Origin of the sequence: Niallia sp. FSL W8-0177 (assembly GCF_038006285.1) — a bacterium.
Taxonomy (GTDB): Bacteria; Bacillota; Bacilli; order Bacillales; family Cytobacillaceae; genus Niallia; species Niallia circulans_A.
In genome coordinates, this window is record NZ_JBBOUX010000001.1 from 208232 (window position 1) to 228491 (window position 20260).

The 20260-nt window shown below is 37.6% G+C and carries 14 protein-coding genes; 12 read left to right on the forward strand and 2 right to left on the reverse strand.

Going from position 1 to position 20260, the window contains the following annotated elements; all coding sequences use genetic code 11:
• Nucleotides 1-62 precede the first annotated feature (62 nt).
• The 7 genes from NST77_RS01010 to NST77_RS01040 all read left to right on the forward strand — a co-directional run bounded on the left by NST77_RS01010 (nucleotide 63) and on the right by NST77_RS01040 (nucleotide 9762).
• Nucleotides 63-2543, forward strand: a complete 2481-nt coding sequence (locus NST77_RS01010; RefSeq protein WP_163185281.1) for a glycosylhydrolase-like jelly roll fold domain-containing protein — start codon at nucleotides 63-65, stop codon at nucleotides 2541-2543.
• 31 nt (nucleotides 2544-2574) lie between these two features.
• Nucleotides 2575-4428 carry a rhamnogalacturonan lyase gene (locus tag NST77_RS01015; protein WP_445668873.1) on the forward strand — a complete coding sequence of 618 codons (1854 nt, stop codon included), beginning with the start codon at nucleotides 2575-2577 and terminating at the stop codon, nucleotides 4426-4428.
• A 116-nt stretch (nucleotides 4429-4544) separates the two neighbouring features.
• Nucleotides 4545-5180, forward strand: coding sequence for a YesL family protein (locus tag NST77_RS01020; protein WP_095333583.1), 636 nt, complete (start codon nucleotides 4545-4547; stop codon nucleotides 5178-5180).
• Between the two features lie 159 nt (nucleotides 5181-5339).
• Entirely contained in the window at nucleotides 5340-6044 is a 705-nt protein-coding gene (locus tag NST77_RS01025) for a response regulator transcription factor (RefSeq protein WP_095333585.1), read from the forward strand.
• On the forward strand, nucleotides 6041-7042 hold the full coding sequence (locus tag NST77_RS01030) for a sensor histidine kinase (protein ID WP_095333587.1): 1002 nt from the start codon (nucleotides 6041-6043) through the stop codon (nucleotides 7040-7042). The genes NST77_RS01025 and NST77_RS01030 overlap by 4 nt, the downstream gene beginning before the upstream one ends.
• A gap of 82 nt (nucleotides 7043-7124) precedes the next feature.
• Complete coding sequence (locus NST77_RS01035; RefSeq protein WP_095320993.1) at nucleotides 7125-7889, forward strand: ABC transporter ATP-binding protein; 765 nt, start codon at nucleotides 7125-7127, stop codon at nucleotides 7887-7889.
• Nucleotides 7864-9762, forward strand: a complete 1899-nt coding sequence (locus NST77_RS01040; protein WP_095333589.1) for an FtsX-like permease family protein — start codon at nucleotides 7864-7866, stop codon at nucleotides 9760-9762. The genes NST77_RS01035 and NST77_RS01040 overlap by 26 nt, the downstream gene beginning before the upstream one ends.
• 507 nt (nucleotides 9763-10269) lie before the next feature.
• Here NST77_RS01040 and NST77_RS01045 read toward each other — a convergent pair.
• Both NST77_RS01045 and NST77_RS01050 read right to left on the reverse strand, forming a co-directional pair.
• Entirely contained in the window at nucleotides 10270-11529 is a 1260-nt protein-coding gene (locus NST77_RS01045; RefSeq protein ID WP_341122637.1) for an IS110 family transposase, read from the reverse strand.
• Nucleotides 11530-12404: 875 nt separating this feature from the next.
• Complete coding sequence (locus NST77_RS01050) at nucleotides 12405-13520, reverse strand: NADH-dependent flavin oxidoreductase (RefSeq protein ID WP_095334161.1); 1116 nt, start codon at nucleotides 13518-13520, stop codon at nucleotides 12405-12407.
• Nucleotides 13521-13780: 260 nt separating this feature from the next.
• On the opposite strand from NST77_RS01050, the gene licT reads away from it, so the two are divergent.
• The 5 genes from licT (at nucleotide 13781) to NST77_RS01075 (ending at nucleotide 20163) form a co-directional block, all read left to right on the forward strand.
• Nucleotides 13781-14617 carry a BglG family transcription antiterminator LicT gene (gene licT, locus NST77_RS01055; RefSeq protein WP_095334160.1) on the forward strand — a complete coding sequence of 279 codons (837 nt, stop codon included), beginning with the start codon at nucleotides 13781-13783 and terminating at the stop codon, nucleotides 14615-14617.
• Nucleotides 14618-14757: 140 nt separating this feature from the next.
• Nucleotides 14758-16635, forward strand: coding sequence for a beta-glucoside-specific PTS transporter subunit IIABC (locus NST77_RS01060; protein WP_095334158.1), 1878 nt, complete (start codon nucleotides 14758-14760; stop codon nucleotides 16633-16635).
• 12 nt (nucleotides 16636-16647) lie between these two features.
• A complete protein-coding gene (locus NST77_RS01065) occupies nucleotides 16648-18081 on the forward strand; it encodes a 6-phospho-beta-glucosidase (protein WP_095334156.1) in 1434 nt (477 codons plus the stop codon).
• Nucleotides 18082-18508: 427 nt separating this feature from the next.
• Nucleotides 18509-19201, forward strand: a complete 693-nt coding sequence (gene pxpB / locus NST77_RS01070) for a 5-oxoprolinase subunit PxpB (RefSeq protein WP_095334163.1) — start codon at nucleotides 18509-18511, stop codon at nucleotides 19199-19201.
• The gene (locus NST77_RS01075) at nucleotides 19189-20163 is read left to right on the forward strand and encodes a 5-oxoprolinase subunit C family protein (RefSeq protein ID WP_341122666.1); all 975 of its coding nucleotides are present in this window, start codon (nucleotides 19189-19191) and stop codon (nucleotides 20161-20163) included. The genes pxpB and NST77_RS01075 overlap by 13 nt, the downstream gene beginning before the upstream one ends.
• The last annotated feature ends 97 nt before the right edge of the window (nucleotides 20164-20260 follow it).

Below are 20260 nucleotides of genomic sequence, written 5' to 3' on the forward strand. Positions count from 1 at the left end.
CGCACAGCCGTCTTTTTAATGCTATCTATTTTGAACATAATTAAACAATTGAAGGTGAGCAAATGACTAATTTCCTACAGCTAAAACATGAATTTAATGATCCTTCTGCAGAATATTCGATTTTTCCATTTTGGTTTTTAAATGGTGATCTTCATAAAGAAGAACTAGCTAGACAATTGCGAGATTTTAAGGATAAAGGCGTGCATGGGATAGTAGCACATCCCCGAATTGGCATACCTGAGGACATCGATTATTTAGGAACAAAATTTATCGAACGACTGCGCTTTATTATGGAAGAAGCTGCAGAACTAGGGATGAAAGTGATTATCTATGATGAAGGCATGTATCCATCCGGATCTGCCCATGGGAAGGTGGTTGAGAACAATCCTGAATATGCAGCCCGTGGATTGCGCATGACAATGCATCCTATAAAAGGTCCTGCCAAAATAAAGGAACAACTAGAAGAATACGAGGAAATTGTTTTTGCTGCTGCTTTAAAGATGACTGGTGATAGGAAAATCGATCCTCACTCCGTTGTTTCCTTGGAAGTGGAACAAGACAGCATCGTTTTTGATCCGAAAGAATCAGGAGGTTGGTCGATTGTTTTCCTTATTGCTACTTTTTCAAAAGGGACGATTCGCGGGCTTCACTTTGGAGAAGATGATGGCGAACCAAATGCTCCACTAGCAGGCGATTTATTAAATCCAGATGCTATGAAAAAATTTATCCGTGTGACTCATGATGTATATTATGAACAATTTAGTGAGTATTTTGGCAATACCATAACAGCACTATTTACAGATGAACCGAGTGTTTTAGGCCGCTGTGTCGATCCAGAAAAAATTAAGCCTTGGACAGAGGGCTTCTTGGATTATTATAGGCAGCATGGCAATGAGCCGAAGGATTTGTTAGCGTTATGGTTTGATGTCGGGACTGACACTGCTATTAAGAGAAGAAACTTTAAAAAAACGGTTAATAAACGCCTTCAGGAAACGTATTACCTTCCGATATCGGAGTGGTGTGAGAAGCATGGGATTCAATTAACTGGGCATCCGGAGGCGAGTGACGATATTGGCTTTTTGCAATATTTTCAGCTGCCTGGACAGGATTTAGTATGGAGATGGGTTGGACCAGAAGACAATAAAGGAATTCAAGGACATGATAGTACTTTAGGAAAATGTTCCTCCGATGCGGCTAGGCACCGTGGGTTGCCTCGTAATGCCAATGAATGTTTTGGCTGTTGTGGGCCAAATGGACATCAATGGCAATTAACAGCAGCGGATATGAAATGGTTTGTAGATTGGCTTTTTGTAAGAGGAGTAAATATGCTTTATCCCCATGCCTTTTATTACTCGATCGAAGGTGAACGTTTAAATGAGCGCGCACCAGATAACGGCCCCCATAATGCATGGTGGAATTATTATAGATTGTTTGCTGATTATGAAAGACGGATGTCTTGGCTTTTAAGTGATTGTACCAATATTACAGAAATTGCGATTTTGTGTGAGGAAGACCATCTTCCTTGGAAAATAGCAGAACCGCTCTATACCAATCAAATAGAATTTAACTACTTAGAAGAAGACTTATTTCTCCACAACTGTCTCATCGAAGAAGGCCAAGTGAAAATCCAAAAACAAATTTATAGAGTAATCGTAATAGAAAATCTGGAACAGCTTGTTTCTAACGAAATGGTGCAGAAGCTTAGTCTTTTTCTGAAGAATGGGGGCACTGTTATTATTTATAATCCCGAAAAGAAGGAACTTCCTTTACGTGGGAATGTAGTACAACTTTCTAACTACAATAGCGTAATCGGCTCCCTTGATCGGTTGCAATCCAGGGATGTTTATTTGATACCACATAATCCTGGATTGCGTGTTACCCATATTGTCAAGGAAGGTATAGATTTTTATGTGTTGGTAAATGAAGATGATTCATCCGTAGAAGGAGAACTGGCTGTTAAATGCAGGGGTGCTTTAGAAAAATGGGATGCTTGGTCCTCCAACATAGAAACAATCGAAATAAATGAAGTAGATGGGGAGTATACAAAGTACAACTTTTCTTTGCAGCATAGGGAGTCTATCATTCTCTGTGTTAATCATCAGGAAACACCAACTTTTGCAGCCAAAAGCCAAAAGGAAGAACACAGTTTGGATATCAACGTAGATCATTGGACAATGACTAATCCATTCCGTCAAAAGGAAGTGATCAAAAAACTAGTTTCCTTAACGGAATATGAAGATTTAAAATATTTTTCCGGCAAAACTATCTATCAGTCAAAAGTGACCTTAGATGCATCGAAAAGAAAATATAAAAAAGCTCAATTAGATTTAGGAGAAGTTTGTGAGCTTGCTGAATTGCGTATTAACGGAGAAACGGTCGGAGTTAAAATGTGGAGTCCCTATCATTTTGATATAACACCATACATAAACACAGACACCTTGGATATAGAAGTAATTGTTACCAACAGCAAGGCAAACGAATATGCAAAAGAATTGGTGAAGTCCGGATTAATTGGACCGGTAAGATTAAAGTTTTATCTATAAATTATTCCTTGGTACGGAGGGGGAATCGGAAATGGCAGAAAAAAAGAAGCAAGAAAAACGATTACGACAGATGGAAAGTCTAAATCGTGGTTTGATTGCTGTAAAGGTAAAGAACGGTGTCTATATTGGCTGGCGCTTGTTTGGGACAGATCCAGAGGAAATATCATTCAATCTTTATCGTGATGGAATTAAAGTGAATCCTGCCCCGATTACTAGCAGTACCAATTATTTAGATGAAAGTGGAGTAGAAGCTTCTATTTATCAAGTATGTTCTATTGTAGATGGCAAGGAACAGCCCTGTTCAGAAAAGGCTGAAGTATGGGAGACGAGCTTTTTGACTATTCCCCTGAATAAACCTGAAGGAGGAATAACACCAGATGGAGTAGCTTATTCCTATAGTGCTAATGATGCAAGTGTTGGAGATGTAGATGGGGATGGAGAATATGAAATTATCCTCAAATGGGATCCATCTAATTCGCATGATAATGCCCATAAAGGCTATACCGGGAATGTATATTTAGATGCCTACAAGTTAAATAGCACGCACTTATGGCGGATTGATTTAGGAAGAAATATCCGTGCCGGAGCTCATTACACGCAGTTTATGGTCTATGATCTAGATGGGGATGGAAAGGCGGAGGTTGCCTGTAAAACGGCAGATGGAACTAGAGATGGAGAAGGGAAAGTAATTGGAGATATAGGTGCGGATTATCGAAATAAAGATGGTTTTATTCTGCAAGGGCCTGAATATTTAACGATATTTGATGGAATGACAGGGAGAGAGTTAGTGACAACCGACTATGATCCCCCTCGAGGAAAAGGCGAGGACTGGGGGGATGATGAAGGAAATCGCGTCGATCGTTTTCTAGCATGTATAGCCTATCTTGATGGGGAAAGACCTAGCTTAGTAATGTGTCGTGGCTACTACACGAGAGCAGTGCTAGCTGCTTATAATTGGCGAGATGGCGAACTGTCAAAAGTATGGATGTTTGATAGCCTAGCACCTGGTAATGAAGGTTATTCTGGGCAAGGTAATCATAGTGTAAGCGTTGCAGATGTAGACGATGACGGGAAGGATGAAATTATCTATGGTTCTTGTGTAATTGACCATGATGGTACAGGGCTTTATAAAACTGGTTTAGGACATGGGGACGCCATTCATGTTGGAAATTTTAACCCAGCGAGACCAGGCTTGGAAATATTTCAAGTACATGAAACGCCTCAAGCAATGGGGACGGAAATCCATGATGCCAAAACAGGCGAAATCTTATGGGGGATTCCTTCTACTGAAGATGTAGGAAGGGGGATGGCAGCAGATATTGACCCGCGCTATGAGGGAGCAGAGGTCTGGTCATCGACACACTGGAAAACGGGAGGAGCAGGGCTTTATAGTAGTTCAGGAGAAAAAATCTCTGATTTGAATCCCCAGTCCTTTAATTTTGCTATCTGGTGGGATGGAGATTTATTAAGAGAACTTCTTGACCATGACTATTGCGAGGAAACTGGCATCGGAGTCGGGAAAATCGACAAATGGGATTATGAGAACGGAAGGCTCGTTAATATTTTGACTGCAGATGGTACGAGATCGAATAACGGGACAAAAGGGAATCCTTGTTTGCAAGCCGATATCTTTGGAGATTGGAGAGAGGAAGTCATTTGGCGGACTGATGACAGCGCCGCACTTAGGATTTATACAACGACGGATCTAACGGATCACCGCATTTATACCTTAATGCATGACCCTAATTATCGGTTAGCAATCGCTTGGCAGAATGTTGCCTATAACCAGCCGCCACATCCTGGTTTCTTCCTTGGACACAATATGGAAAAACCGCCAGTTCCCCGAATTTACGAAGTGAAAAATCAGAGAGACTTGGAGGTATAAGAAGTTTGCTGGTGATAACTTAGAAGCCAATCTGAGGAACGTCTTTGGTGCCTGCTTCCTTGTTTAACTTTTTATTCAGCTGACAAAATGTCCGAGATTATTTAGGAGGAGTATATATGCAGATGAATGGTGCGATAGGAGGATTTTATAAACTTTGTGATTGGATTATGAAGCTAGCATTTGTGAATCTTTTATGGATTGCCTTCTCCCTTTTGGGGCTGTTAATCTTTGGTTTTTTCCCCGCTACCGTTGCTATGTTTGTGATTGTAAGAAAGTTATTGATGGGAAACATGGATATTCCCGTTTTTAAAACGTTTTGGGAATCCTATAAGACCGAATTTATTAAGAGTAATTTATTAGGATTTATTGTTTCTATCCTTGGCTATTTCTTATATATTGATATAAATTTATTGAAACATACAAGTGGAATAATGAACGTATTCTATTATCCAGCCTTATTAATTTGTTTAGGCTTTCTATTAACGATTTGTTATGTATTTCCTACTTTTGTACATTTTGATCTCAAAATCTACCAAGTGATAAAAAACGCATTTATCATTATGTTAATGAATCCAATCGCTACGATAATAATGGTGATCGGGATAACAGCAATTTATCTACTAATGACTACGGTTCCGGGAATGATTCCGCTGTTTTGCGGAAGTGCATTAGCATTTATTATGATGTGGTCTTCCTTTTTCGCCTTTACAAAGATACAAAGAATGGAAGAAGCAGCATCAAAAACTGAATAACTGCAAGACTTAATCTTAATAGTAAAAGGAGGCAGAAGTCATTTTTGCTTCTTTTTTTGTGAAGGGAGAATTTTTCCCTTCTACCAAACCTAATCTTGAACAGAATCTCCTCTTAAATTAAACTTAAACTAAATCATCAAGACCTAGGAGAAACTAACGATGCAAAAAATCATGATTATCGAAGACGATGTAAAAATCGCAGAACATCTCAGCGCCTACATAAAGAAATATCAATATGAAGTAATTACAGCCATCGATTTTGAAACCATAATGGCGACATTTAGAAGGGAGAAACCAGATCTTATACTATTAGACATTAACCTTCCAAGCTTCGATGGTTACTATTGGTGCCGACAAATTCGCAAAGAATCCCTTTGCCCGGTCATTTTTATTTCAGCAAGAACGGGCGAAATGGATCAAGTAATGGCAATTGAAAATGGTGGGGATGATTTTATTACAAAGCCATTTCATCCTGATATTGTGATGGCGAAAATTAGAAGCCAGCTCCGCCGTGCATATGGGGAATATGCCTTAAAACAGGAGGAAAGGGTTCTTCGTGAAGGGGATTTGTGCTTATATCCAGAACGGTTTGAATTACGATTTAAAGACAAAGTAACGCAATTAACGAAAAAGGAAACAGACATTATCGAAAGCTTACTTGATCGCTACCCTCGTGTTGCTGGCCGGCAAGATTTATTGGCAAAGCTTTGGGATGATGAAGCATATGTCGACGAGAATACATTGAATGTGAATATTACGCGTGTGCGGAAAAAATTTCAAGAGCTAGGGATTGAGGAGGCAGTGGAAACAGTTAGAGGAGCAGGATACCGTTTGCGGCCGACTTGGAAAGAGGGACAAGCATGAAGCTATTTATTCGCGAGCATGTTTTATTTATTATCATACAACTCATCCAATGTCTGTTGATTCCGTTTATATTTTGGCTGGATGGTTACCGAGGAAAAGGAGTATGTCTATATGCTATTTTCTTATCAGTCGTATTTTTAACAGTATTTTTACTATATCAATATGTGAGTAGAAGAAAATTTTATCAAAGGCTTGAACATTCAATCGGAACATTAGATGGTTCTTTGGAGACGACGGAAGCAAAACCAATTTCCGAAGCTCTCGATCAGTTGCTAATGGTACAGTATCGTTTATACCAAGAAGAAATTCAAAAAGCAGAGGACAGGCAAGATGAGCATCTTCTATTTATGGATCGCTGGGTCCATCAAATGAAGACACCTCTCTCGATTATTGAGCTGACAGCCCAAACGCTTGATGAGCCAGAATCATCGAGTATCCGGGAAGAAACAGACCGAATGCGAAACGGGCTGAATACGGTTCTTTATATGGCGAGACTTCGCACCATTGCAGAAGATTTTCAGATTAAGCCTGTCGTTCTTTCTAAGTTAATCCATGAGGTAAATCAAGAAAATAAGCGTTTTTACATTCGCAATGAAGTGTATCCGCAATTTAAAGAAGAAAAGCAAGGCATTACAGTAGAAACAGATGAAAAGTGGCTATTCTTTCTCCTGACACAGCTTGTTCATAATGCTGTGAAATATTCGGCAGGGAAGGCAAATCATCTCATTATTTCTCTATATGAACAATCAGGAGAAGCTGTTCTGGAGGTGCAGGATTTTGGTGTTGGTATACCGATTGTAGATCAGAAGCGTATTTTTAATAAATTCTATACAGGAGAAAATGGCCGCAAATATCGAGAATCTACCGGTATGGGGCTTTATTTAGTAAAAGAAGTGGCAGAGAGATTAGAGCATCGTCTGGAATTGGAATCAAAGGTCGGCCTAGGTACAACGATTAGGATTATTTTTTCTGATACACAAAACCTTACATCAATGTAAGCTTGCTGAAAGCATAATCGATAGTATGCCATATCCTCTACAGGTTATACTTTTACTAGAATTGTTAGAGAGGAGAAGGATTATGCTTAAACTTACAAACGTAAGTAAGGTTTACGAAGGAAAGGTAGCTTACCGTGCCCTTACTGATATTAATTTTGAAATTGACAAAGGTGAATTTGTGGTGATTATGGGGCCATCTGGAAGTGGAAAAACAACGCTGCTTAATATTATTTCTACGAATGATGGTCCAACTACAGGTGCTGTGGAAATAGAGGGGAAAATGCCTCATAAGCTAAAGAAAAACGCTCTAGCTAAGTTTCGCAGAAATGAATTAGGCTTTATCTTTCAGGACTTTAATTTATTGCATACTTTAACAGTGGAAGAAAATATCGTTTTACCATTAACATTGGATGGCTCTCCTGTTAAGGAAATGAAGAGGAAAGCAGAAGAAATTGCTAAGGAATTGGGGATTACAGCGATTCTGAATAAACGTACTTATGAAATCTCAGGTGGGCAGGCGCAGCGGGTCGCGATTGCCAGGGCAATGATTCATGAACCAAAGCTATTATTGGCAGATGAACCCACAGGAAATCTAGATTCAAAAGCAGCAAAAGATGTGATGAATATGCTTGTCTCGATTAATGAAAGGAAACAGACAAGTTTATTAATGGTAACACATGATCCCCAAGCGGCTAGTTATTCTGATAGAGTAGTCTTTATTCGTGATGGAAAGCTACATTCTGAAATACATCGAGGAGATAGTAGACAAGCATTCTTCCAAAAAATAATCGATATGCTTTCGTTGATGGGAGGCGACGGCAATGACTTTTCGTCAGTTCGCGTTTAATAACGTACTCCGCAATAAACGGCTGTATATTGCTTATTTTCTCAGCAGCATGTTTACAGTGATGGTGTTTTTTACCTTTGCTATCTTTGCATTTCATCCAGCCTTTTCTGGTCCCGACGTGAATAGTCATGCACTATTTGGAATGGGTGTTGCTGGCGGAATTATTTATATCTTTTCTTTCTTTTTTGTTTTATATTCTATGAGCTCGTTCTTACAATCAAGAAAGAAGGAATTTGGCTTATTAATGATGCTTGGAGCATCTAACCGGCAGATTCGCCTTCTAGTATTTTTAGAAAATATTCTGATCGGCTTTTTTGCCACAGTGAGTGGGATTCTAGCAGGATTAGTATTTGCGAAGGTAATTCTTTTGATTGCCGAGAATGTATTAATTATCACAGAGTCACTTAATTTTTATTTCCCTACATTGGCAATTGTGGTGACGTTTATTAGTTTTCTGATTCTCTTTTTCTTTATTTCTATCTTTGTTTCCTTTATTCTTCGTACCAATAAGTTGATTGACTTAATCAAAGGGGATAAAAAGTCAAAAGGAGAACCGAAAGCTTCGTTATTTCTATCAATTTTAGCAGGGCTGCTTTTACTTGGAGGATATGTTACTGCAATATCTGTAGAGGGAATATTGGTTGCTTACGCGCTGGTTCCAGTTGTTCTCTTAGTAACACTCGGAACCTATCTCTTATTTACTCAACTGAGTGTGTATTTTATCCGCAAGATAAAAGGGAATAAGTCCATTTTTTGGAAAAAAACAAATATGCTCTTGTTTTCCGATTTGTCTTTTCGCATGAAAGATAATGCAAGAACCTTTTTCTTAGTGGCGATTATATCAACAGTGGCTTTTAGCGCCATTGGAACACTATATGGGTTCCAATCCTATATAACAAAAGGGGTAAAAGAAATAAATCGCTATACTTTTACTTATTCTCCGTTGGACAAGGACAGTGAAGAAGTAATTGCCAAAGATAAGAGTAAAATGAATACGTTAATAGAAAATGAAAAGCTTGATGTGAGTAGTGAAGAGACTCAATTGAATTATTACAAACTAGCTGGGGAAAAGAAGAACGTTTTAATTGCGCGAGCATCTGATTACAATCGTTTTGCCGAGCTAATTGGTGAGAAGAAAATTCATCCAAAGGAAGACGAAGCCATTGTTGTAGAACAGAGTGATGCTGTCTTAAAGGAAGGCGGACAGAAACCTAGCAAAAAGCTATTGGAAACGGCCATTCCTTTAAAAAGTGGTCGAGAAGTAACACCTTCTCGAGTAATAGATGCGGCTGTTTTAACAGAAATATCGGCTTATTATGTAGTAAATGATAAGATTTATGAACAGCTGGATGAACCAATAAAAAGCAAACCAAGTATTGTATGGCAAGCAAAAGAAGGACAAGAAGATAAAGTCCTTGCAGTTGGGGAACAGTTAGATGAAGAATTATCTTACAAAGCTTTTTCTGTTGACTATGCTATATATCAAATCAATAAAGCGTTTGGCCCTGTTCTGTTCATTGGCTTATTTATTGGAATTGTATTCTTCGTTTCGGCAGGAAGCTTCCTTTACTTCCGATTATTTACTGATTTAGAGGAAGAAAAGCGCAAATTCCAATCGATTGCTAAAATTGGATTAATGGAGACGGAGTTGAAAAGAGTCGTCAACAGACAAATAGCTCTTTTATTTTTCTCACCAATTATAGTCGCTTTAATCCATGGTTCTGTCGCACTTATTGCCCTATCCAATATGTTTGATTTTAATATTACAAGAGAGGCAGCATTGGTATTAGGAAGCTTTGCTTTCATACAGATTCTTTATTTCTTAATCGTTCGCTACTTTTATGTAAAACAAGTGAAGAGAATTATTCTTTAATGGATATATTAGTCGGGGCTGAGACAAAACTAAAAAGGATATGCTTAAAGCTGAATAATCATTTGTTGAATTAGACGAATGATAAATAAAATCTATTTTTGTTTCTCGCCCCATTTTATAAGGTTAGTGAAATGGAGTGGAAGACACTCGACTCCTGCGGGAAATAGAGGAAAGGCTGAGACCCCGCAGCGCTGCAGTGAGGAGGCTCAGCTTCCTCCCCGCGGAAAGCGAGTGACTGGAGCGCAATGGAACGAACTTGTTTTTTAGCTATAAAAAAGATAAATCAGCGAAAAGAAAAAACCGAACTATTACGATGTTTTATTGTATTATAGTTTGGCTTTTTCTTTATGTAAAATTCTTTTGTCCCACCCTCGTTTCCTACGATTAGTCAAGTAGTTATAAAAAAATATTTGAACTTGATAGTACTATTTTTGAGCATGACAAATAACCTCAGCTATTCTATTAAATTTTTCAAACTGAGGTATTGTGTGGTATACTTTTTATGTGTTATTGGTCCTTAGAGACCGTGTACGAGTATTCGTACTTTGTATTGTTCCTGACCATGGAATAGATACATTTCAATAGCTTGTTCATGCAAGCTACAGTGGCAACCCTGTCCTTTTTGGCCTGAGGTTGCTTTTTTAATTTATAATAATAATCCACAATATGATTGGGGGCAGCTTTTTGTTGGCGTATCATGTTCTTAACGATAAGATATAAGACTTTTCGTCCTTTTGGATTTCCACGTTTATTGATATGGTCTTGACCTGCATATTTACCAGATTGATACCTTCTAATATCTATGCCGATAAAGGCGTTCACTTTTTTATGATTAGAAAAGCGTGACAGATCGCCTATCTCACCAATAAGGAGTGCTGCGCTAATCTCCCCAATGCCAGGGAAGCTAGTAAATAACTGGAATTCCGAAAGTTGTCGGGCCTTCACAATTAATTGTTCGGAAACCATTTTTTTCTCCTCTAATAGATGAAGAAGTTGTCGTGCATAATATTGAACTTTTTGAGTTGGAACACTATCTGGTGAAACAGCTGGATAAGATTCTTGCGCGTATTCAATGATCAACTTCGCCTTCTCCATAGCTCGATTTTCTGATATCTTCTTATGCGTAGTTTTCATCAATAAATTTTTAATCTTGGTTCTACTTGTCTGTAATACTAATTCAGGATGTGGAAATAACTCTATTAGTGTTAAAGCATAAGGTGTTACTCTACTGGAAAAGAATCGTTCAAGCTCCGGAAAGCTTACTTGAAGTGCATGGTGCAAGTACATCCGAGTATGTTTTATTTGTCCTTCTATTTCTTGATAAAAGCGCGAAAGATCACGAAGTTCTGTATAAATTTCAGGTTGTTGTACTTTTTCTGATCGATCCACAAATGGATGAATTTGTGCTAATTTATGGGCATCATGTTTGTCTGTTTTCCAGCTTCTGAGTGTTCCCTGTTCTAGTTGTTTCTTGGCTTCCAGAGGATTTAATAAGAAATAGGTTAAATTGTTTTTCTGACAAAAGGTCTCCACTGGCTTCGAATATATACCAGTTGATTCGAAAACAATTTTAGGTTCTTCTGGAAGGCTATGAATCTCTTCCAGTAATGCTTGAAACCCAAACTTATTGTGAAGTATTTCCCCTTCTGAAAGACATGTTTGACCGTCATATAAGACTTTGTAACTTTTCCCCATAGAAATATCTAAAGCAATAATTAATTCCAATGTTTTTCCTCTCTCTTCTTTATCATTTTGAAAGATCTTCACTTTTTCATTTCGATTCCAATTTCCTATACACGAGCTCCTTGGCCCCAACATACTTAAAGCTGATTCAAAAATGAAAGTGAAGAAGCTCCGTTTATCATTCGGATTCGAGATCCCTGAGGCTGGTCGAGCTTTCTTTCCCTTCTCACTATAACTTAAAAAAGAAAAATAGTGGGCAAAGTCATCCGTCGATGACCTTACCCACTAATCTTAGTATGTTTTATATAAGGAAAAGGACTGCAGGTTTTCGAAAATTCATCTAATTATTATCCTTTATGATGTGGTAGTATATTCCATATAGGGATAATAAGAAGTTGTTTATCTTTGATCTAACTAGCTGAAAAGAGAGGATGGTGGTTGGCTTCAGGCCTTAGGAGTGACTATAATCGAAATTTATTTCCTTGTTGGTAGCTTTTTCTGTTTTTATTACAGGCTTAAGTGGAAGGATCGCTCGGAATGGAAATTTAACTTCCCCATCACAATTGGGATTCTTCTCTTCTTATTCGCAGCTTTTAGTTATTTTGATTTTATGCTGGGCAGAATAATAGTAGGTATACCTGGTATTATTTTAATAGCGGGTAATAAGTATTTTGCGTAACTTTATAATTTTTCAGAACAAGGTTAGTAAAATCCAAGATTTATCTATGGAATAATTAGAGACGGAATTTTGAGGCTGCGGAGGAAAACCATTTTGAAAATCTATCAGTTTGAAAATAATATTCCCACTTTAACTGAATAAACATTCCTGTCATTTTAGGGGAGAAGTCCCTAAAATTATATTTCTCATAGAACGGTTGCAAATGCATCCTTTGATTTCCAAAAAATAGACATCAAAAGCACCTACTTAGCAGGTGCTTTTGATATAGCTGCATTCTTTTTTATACACCAGGGAACCAGCCAGGTGCATTGATAATTGCATTCCAGAGTGGATCTGGAATGACAAGTTCTTTTTGTTTTTCTTTATTTAGGGTTGTAACAATGGTATCTTCTTTTCCTTCCGCTAGCTTTTGTACCCAATGAGGTTCGATAATAAGGCCTCTACCTAATGCCAGCAAAGATACTCCTGTTTGAAATGCTTTTTGAGCATCCTCTGCAGTATAAATAGAGCCAACGCCAATTAACGGTACACGATTATTGATAGTTTCCAGTAAATAGTCAATGCGTGTTTTGGATAAATCCTCTACTCCTCTTCTTGGTGTTGAATGGAATTCCTGAAGAGAAACATGTAAGTAATCCAGGCCCTTATCAGCAAGTTTATCCACTAGTGCAAGAGTATCACCCATGGTAATTCCAGGTGTTTCAGGCTCCTCAGGAGAAAAACGATAACCAACAATAAAAGGAGAGGTAGCATGTTTTGCGACTACACTTTTAACCTTATCAATAATGGCTAAAGGAAAAGTCATTCGTTTTTCAAGATTTCCACCAAAGCGATCTTCCCGGCGGTTAGAATGAGGAGAGAAAAATTGCTGAATAAGATATCCGTTTGCTCCATGAATCTCTACTCCATCATAACCAGCTTCAATAGCACGGCGAGTTGTTTCTCCGAAAGCATCGATAATAGCTTCGACTTCAGCTTCTGATAATTCTCTTGGAGTAGCATTTCCTTCTCCTTCAGCAGGAATATTACTAGCACTTACGACATCTCCATTTACTAAGTCAGGAGGGCACATTCGTCCACCGTGGAAAATTTGCAGAACTGCTTTTGCGCCTTGTTCTTTAATACGAGAAGCTAATTTTGTCAAGCTAGGAATAAATTCATCGCTATAGGCAGCAAATTCCCCAGGAAATCCTTGACCATTACGCGTAACATTTGTACAAGCAGTAATAACCATGCTAACTCCAGTAGATCGATGGGCATAATAATCGACTTCTTCTACTGTGACTGTTCCATCTTGATTAGAAGAGAAATTAGTCATGGGAGCCATAACGACTCGATTTTTAAGGGTTACACCATTAGGTAGGGTAAAAGAAGATAAAAGCTCTTTGTTATTCATCTATGATTTTCTCCTTTTTTAAAAGTATTAGTGTCATTATATAGCAACAAATACTTTGGATAAATTTTAATGCTTACATAGTTTTTCCGTTTTATTTTAGGAATAAACAAAGACAGCTTGTCTCGAAATTTTAAAAAATATCAAATTGACAGTATAAATTACCTATGATAGACTGATTTTAAAGGATTGTTACCGCTTTATTGTGGGCTATACCTATTTTTTGTTGTAGTGAAAGAAAATAAAAGAATAGGGACTATCTTATGAACGTATGGAAAGTAATTAATAATAATATTGTATTGTCTAGGAATGATGATGATCAAGAAGTTGTCATTATGGGTAAAGGACTTGGCTTTAAGAAAAAAGCTGGTGATGCTATTGATGAATCGAAGATTGAGAATATGTATCTCAGTTCAAAGGAATGGAGCGTCAATAAATTAACCCAAATGCTTTCTTCTATCCCGTTGGAACATATTCAAGTGGCAAATGAAATCATCAGCTTTGCAAAAGTATCGCTTGGAAAAAAATTAAGCGAAAACATCTTCTTAACGTTAACCGATCATATCAGTTATGCAATTGAGCGCTATGAGAATGGTATGGAAATTAAGAATGCTCTTCTTTGGGAGATTAAAAGATTTTATAATCATGAATTCTTAATTGGGAAAGAAGCGTTATCGATTGTAAAAAATCGACTCGGTGTTGACTTACCGGAAGATGAGGCTGGATTTATTGCTTTGCATATCGTGAATGCAGAGCTTGATATGGGGCAAGTAAGCAAAGTATCGGAAATGGCAAAGGTTATCCAGAATATCCTTAATATTGTAAAGTATCACTTCAAAATTGATTTGGACGAGTATTCCCTTAATTATGAACGATTTATCACCCACTTGAAATTTTTCTTTCAACGAATGTTTAGTGGTGTTAAATTGGATGATGCTGGAACGTCTAGTTTTATTTTCATGCTAAAGGAAAAGTATACAGATGAGTATGCTTGTGCGCTGAAAATTAGAGAGTATATTAAGAAAGAATTTGGAAGAGAATTAGAAGAAGATGAGTTAATCTACCTGACGATTCATATAAAAAGAATAACCAGTGATTAGGATTGTTACTGAAAATGCAGGCTATACCTAAATGAACCTCTACTGTTTATGAGGTTTCATTTAGGTATTTTTTTATTCCTTTTAGACTACAACTACAACAAATATTTTTTAGCTTATAAAAATAATGGAGGGCAAACCAGATGAATTATCAAGATTTGGCTAAAGTAATTATCGATAAAGTTGGTGGTGAGGAAAATGTTAAAAGTTTAACTCACTGTGCTACACGGTTACGATTTAATTTAAAGGACGATCAGAAACCAGACGAAAAAACATTGAAAAGTACGCCAGGAATAATGGGAGTAGTTAATAAAGGTGGACAATACCAAGTCATTATTGGAAGTGATGTTGGAAATGTGTATAAAGAAATTATTACACAAACCAATATTGCTAATGATGAAGCGAAAAGCCAGGAAGAAGATAAGCGTTCTGTTTTTGCAAAGGTAATCGATACGATTACAGGAATCTTTACTCCGATTCTGCCAGCAATTACAGCGGCAGGGATGCTAAAAGCAGTGCTTTCTATATTAGTAGTGTTTAAAGTTTTAACAACAGAAAGCCAAAGTTATCAGATTATTAATTTCATGGCAGATGCAGCTTTCTACTTTTTACCTATCTTACTAGCTGTTTCATCTGCTCAAAAGTTCAAAGCCAATCCATTTTTGGCGATGATGGTAGGGGGAATCTTGCTGCATCCTAACTTTGTGGCAATGGTTAATATTGCGAAAGAAGGCGGAGAAGCCATTAAACTAATGGGACTTCCAATTTCAGCCGTTTCGTATTCTTCTTCTGTTATCCCGATTATTCTTTCCGTTTGGTTTATGTCTTATATTGAACCACTTGCAGATAAGGTTTCACCGAAAGCGATTAAGTTTTTTAGTAAACCAATGATTACTATTTTTATAGTGGGAACAGCAAGTTTAGTAGTATTAGGACCAATCGGTTATTTAATCAGTGATGCGATCTCAAACGGAATCACTGCATTAGAATCTGTAAGTCCATGGATCGTGCCATTATTGGTTGGTACATTTAGTCCATTACTTGTGGCAACTGGTACGCACTACGGTCTGGTGCCAATTGGAATTAACAATCGTATGACAACTGGTTATGATACCGTGATTTATCCAGGTATGCTTGCATCGAACGTGAGTCAAGGGGCTGCAGCTATTGGAGTTGGTGTTAAGTCAAAAGATAGTTCAATTAAACAATTAGCTTATTCTGCTGGTCTAACTGGTTTGTTTGGTATTACAGAACCAGCTTTATATGGAGTAAACTTACGCTTTAAGACACCTTTATATGCCGCTATGATTGGTGGAGCAGCAGGCGGGCTATTCATGGGTATTTGTAGAGTCCGTAACTTTTCTGGCGGTTCACCTGGTTTATTAACATTACCTAGTTATATTGGAGATAATACACTAAGTTTCTTCTATTATGCATGTATTGGCGCGGCTATTAGTATTGTTGTCACATTTATTGCGACATTAATCTTATACAAAGACCCTGTGGCAGAAGAAAAAGAGGAAGCTAATGAATCAACAACAAAGGAAACTCCTAATTTGAGTATCGGTGGTGCAACAATCGTATCTCCGCTGCAAGGAAATTTACACAGCTTAAAACATGTAGATGATGGAATGTTTTCTGAGGAAATATTAGGACAAGGTGTAGCCATTGAGCCAGCCGAAGGGACTGTGCTTTCCCCTGTGAATGGGATAGTTAGTGCGACATTTGAATCAAAACACGCCATTGGTATTACTAGTGAAGACGGAGTGGAGCTATTGATTCATGTAGGGATTGATACCGTTCAATTGAATGGAGAAGGATATGAATATTTTGTTGAGAAAGGACAAGAAATTCAAATAGGAGACAAATTGATTCAATTTGATTTAGAGGGAATCAAAGCAAAAGGATATAAGGTAATTACACCTGTTGTTATTACAAATTCAGCAGAAGTAGGAGATATTCTAATTGCAAATGAAGGTCCTATTCACTTTGGTGAAGAAGTAATAAAAGTAATGAAATAGGAGGGATAAACAATGGGATTTAGAAAAGATTTTTTATGGGGCGGTGCGACCGCAGCGAATCAATGTGAAGGCGGATTTAATGAAGGTGGCAGAGGTCTAGCAAATGTGGACGTTATTCCAACTGGTCCTGATCGCAGAAGTATTATTACGGGTAAAAAGAAGATGTATTCTTTTGAGGAAGGTTATTTTTATCCTGCAAAAGAAGCAATTGATATGTATCATCGTTATAAAGAAGATATTGCTTTGTTCGGAGAAATGGGCTTTAAAACTTACCGATTATCGATTGCATGGAGCCGCATTTTTCCAAAAGGGGATGAAACGGAGCCAAATGAAGAGGGACTACAGTTTTATGAAGATCTATTTAAAGAATGTCATAAATATGGAATCGAACCGTTAGTGACGATTACTCACTTTGATTGCCCGATGCATTTAATTGAGCAGTATGGCGGATGGCGAAATCGAAAGCTGATTGATTTTTATAAACGTTTATGTACCGTATTATTTACTCGCTATAAAGGGCTTGTTAAATACTGGCTTACTTTCAATGAAATTAATATGATCCTGCATGCTCCGTTTCTTGGCGCAGGCCTTTGTTTTGAAGAAGGAGAAAATGAGGAGCAAGTAAAATACCAAGCTGCCCATCATGAATTGGTTGCAAGTGCGGAAGCAACAAGAATCGCCCATGAAATTGATCCAGAGAATAAGATAGGATGCATGCTGGCAGCTGCAAGTTACTATCCTTATAGCTGCCGACCAGAAGATGTTTGGGAAGGAAAGCAAAAGGATAGAGGAAATTACTTTTTCATTGATGTTCAATCAAAAGGTGCCTACCCTGCTTATGCACTCAAAGAATTAGAGAGAAAAGGCATTGAGGTAGAAATGACCGCAGAAGATTTAGAAGTCTTGAAAAATCACACAGTTGATTTTATCTCTTTCTCTTATTATGCTTCTCGTGTTGCGGTAGCTGAAGACTCTAATGTGGAAAAAACGGCGGGCAATTTGTTCCCTACTGTTAAAAATCCATATCTTCAATCTAGCGAATGGGGATGGCAGATTGATCCATTAGGTTTACGTATCACGATGAATGATTTATATGATCGTTATCAAAAACCTTTATTCATCGTGGAAAATGGTCTGGGTGCAGTCGATACACCAGATGAATTTGGATATGTAGAAGACGATTATCGCATTGAGTATCTTGCTGCACATATTCAAGCGATGAAAGAAGCAGTCGACGAAGACGGTGTCGATCTGCTTGGCTACACAAGCTGGGGATGCATTGATTTGGTATCAGCAGGAACTGGCGAAATGAAAAAACGCTATGGTTTTATCTACGTAGACCGCGATAATGAAGGAAACGGCACTTTAAATAGAGCAAAGAAAAAATCGTTTCATTGGTATAAAAAAGTAATAGCTTCCAACGGGGAAGACTTAACTAACGAATAATAAAGATAGTTTACAATGCGTGCAAGAATTTCTTGTATGCATTCTTTTTTTAGAAAGGATGGGGAGTCGCAAGTAAGAGAGGTAGAAGCGCAAGAAAAGGATGGGGAGTCGCGCAAGTAAAAGTAAAAAGGCACAAACAAAAAAGCAAGCAGCACAAGTGAAATAGATGATTTTCCATTTAACATACTCAAATGTCGAGTAAACGGAGAAAAGAGACTTAAATAAGCAATCTAGCTATTACTTTATTTGAATATTTTAAAAATTAACACAGTTGTATTTACAAACAATAAATAGAAGTTTATCATATCCCATATAAAGTTAAGAGAAAATGAGGAGAGTCCCATTTAGAATATAAGCTTAGTGATAAGAGGTGAGTTCATTGGAACTAATACCCCCGAAAACCAATAGAAAGATAGAATTTCTGCCAATGGGAGAACAGATTTTAATCGTCCAGTTTGAGGAAATATTATCAATCGAACAGAATCAAATAGTGCAGCGTTTTGCTGAGGTGATCAAGTCTTTAAAAATTCGAGGTGTTAAAGATATTGTTAAAGGTATGTGCAATTTCTCGATTTTATATGATCCGCTACTAATAAATTTTGAGCAATTAAAAGATAAGCTTATCCGTATTGATTTTACAGAAGTTAGCGGGCGAGAGAAAGAATCACGGATGGTTCATATTCCAGTCGTTTTTGATGAACAGTATGGTCTTGATTTATCTGAGTTAGCAAAGAAATTGGGCTTTAGTGAAGAGGAAATCGTCGAAATAATAACTTCAAATGCTTATTATGTCTATATGATTGGATTTATTGCAGGCTTGCCATATATGGGGAATCTAGATGAACGAATTGCTGTTCCCAGAAACTCTAATCCAAGAGTTAAAGTCCCCAAAGGTGCGGTTGCTATCGCTAACCAAATGACTTCTATTTATACAGTCGAATCTCCAGGAGGATGGCATATAGTTGGATGGACACCAATGGATATTTTTGATGAAACAAAGAATCCTCCTAACTTTATAACGGCAGGAGATTATGTTAAGTATGAGCCTATTTCAGCTGAAGTCGCCCATAAATGGAACAGCCAAGTACAAAAAGAGTGGGATCAATTATGGAATATATAAAGTGTTTAAAACCAGGCTTATTAACAACCATCCAAGATTTGGGGAGACCGTCTTATCAGTCATTTGGTGTTTCAGTCTCTGGTGCAATGGACCCTCTTTCCTTGAAGCTAGCTAATATTATCGTCGGCAATCCACCTGACTATGCTGCTTTAGAAATAACATTATTAGGACCAGAAATACTTTTCGAAGGAGAAGGGATTATTGCGATTACTGGGGCAGATTTATCACCAACATTAAATGGAAAAGCGATCCCTATGTGGAAAGCGATCCATATCGAGGGTGGAGCTGTTTTGAAGTTTGGAAAAGGGAAAAATGGCTGTCGCAGCTATCTTGCTATCCTTGGCGGGATTAATGTTCCAGAAGTAATGGGAAGTAAATCAACTTTTATTCGCGGAAGATATGGAGGGATGGAAGGAAGAGCCCTTCAAAGCAATGATTACATTCCAATAGGACCGTTTAATCCTAAGTGGATGAACCTAGTAAAAAATCGGAGAATCCCTGACTGTTATATTCCGAATTTTTCAAATGATGTGGTTAGATTTGTATGGGGACCGCATAATAGGGAATTTGAAGGAGAGTCAAAGGAGCTATTTGTAAAAAGGTTATATCAAGTGACCAGTCAATCAGATCGAATGGGATACCGTCTTGATGGAGATCCGCTAGTACATAAGAAGTCTGCAGATATACTTAGTGAATTTGCAGCACCAGGAACAATTCAAGTCCCTGCAAATGGTAAGCCCATTATCTTGATGGCAGATTGCCAAATGTCTGGTGGTTATACAAAAATCGGCATGGTCATAGGCACAGATATTCCCCTAGTAGCTCAGAAAAAGCCTGGTGATACAATTAAATTCCATCCTATATCGATATTACAAGCTCAAGAAGAATGGAAAAGGCAAATGAAATGGCTATCTATTTTAGCTGCAAATAATCTACGTTTAAACCGGAAAACAGCAATTTGAAAAATTGGGCAAGAAGATAATTTTTAGATATAAAATACACCATCCTTCATATGAATAAATGACAGTACTTTATTATAAAAAATACTTATTTTAAAAA

Excerpts from the sequence above, each read along its gene's own strand:
- NST77_RS01010 (WP_163185281.1), top strand. The coding sequence starts at position 63 with ATGACTAATTTCCTACAGCTAAAACATGAATTTAATGATCCTTCTGCA.
- NST77_RS01015 (WP_445668873.1), top strand. The coding sequence starts at position 2,575 with ATGGCAGAAAAAAAGAAGCAAGAAAAACGATTACGACAGATGGAAAGT.
- NST77_RS01020 (WP_095333583.1), top strand. The coding sequence starts at position 4,545 with ATGCAGATGAATGGTGCGATAGGAGGATTTTATAAACTTTGTGATTGG.
- NST77_RS01025 (WP_095333585.1), top strand. The coding sequence starts at position 5,340 with ATGCAAAAAATCATGATTATCGAAGACGATGTAAAAATCGCAGAACAT.
- NST77_RS01030 (WP_095333587.1), top strand. The coding sequence starts at position 6,041 with ATGAAGCTATTTATTCGCGAGCATGTTTTATTTATTATCATACAACTC.
- NST77_RS01035 (WP_095320993.1), top strand. The coding sequence starts at position 7,125 with ATGCTTAAACTTACAAACGTAAGTAAGGTTTACGAAGGAAAGGTAGCT.
- NST77_RS01040 (WP_095333589.1), top strand. The coding sequence starts at position 7,864 with ATGACTTTTCGTCAGTTCGCGTTTAATAACGTACTCCGCAATAAACGG.
- NST77_RS01050 (WP_095334161.1), bottom strand. The coding sequence starts at position 13,520 with ATGAATAACAAAGAGCTTTTATCTTCTTTTACCCTACCTAATGGTGTA.
- licT (WP_095334160.1), top strand. The coding sequence starts at position 13,781 with ATGAACGTATGGAAAGTAATTAATAATAATATTGTATTGTCTAGGAAT.
- NST77_RS01060 (WP_095334158.1), top strand. The coding sequence starts at position 14,758 with ATGAATTATCAAGATTTGGCTAAAGTAATTATCGATAAAGTTGGTGGT.
- NST77_RS01065 (WP_095334156.1), top strand. The coding sequence starts at position 16,648 with ATGGGATTTAGAAAAGATTTTTTATGGGGCGGTGCGACCGCAGCGAAT.
- pxpB (WP_095334163.1), top strand. The coding sequence starts at position 18,509 with ATGGGAGAACAGATTTTAATCGTCCAGTTTGAGGAAATATTATCAATC.
- NST77_RS01075 (WP_341122666.1), top strand. The coding sequence starts at position 19,189 with ATGGAATATATAAAGTGTTTAAAACCAGGCTTATTAACAACCATCCAA.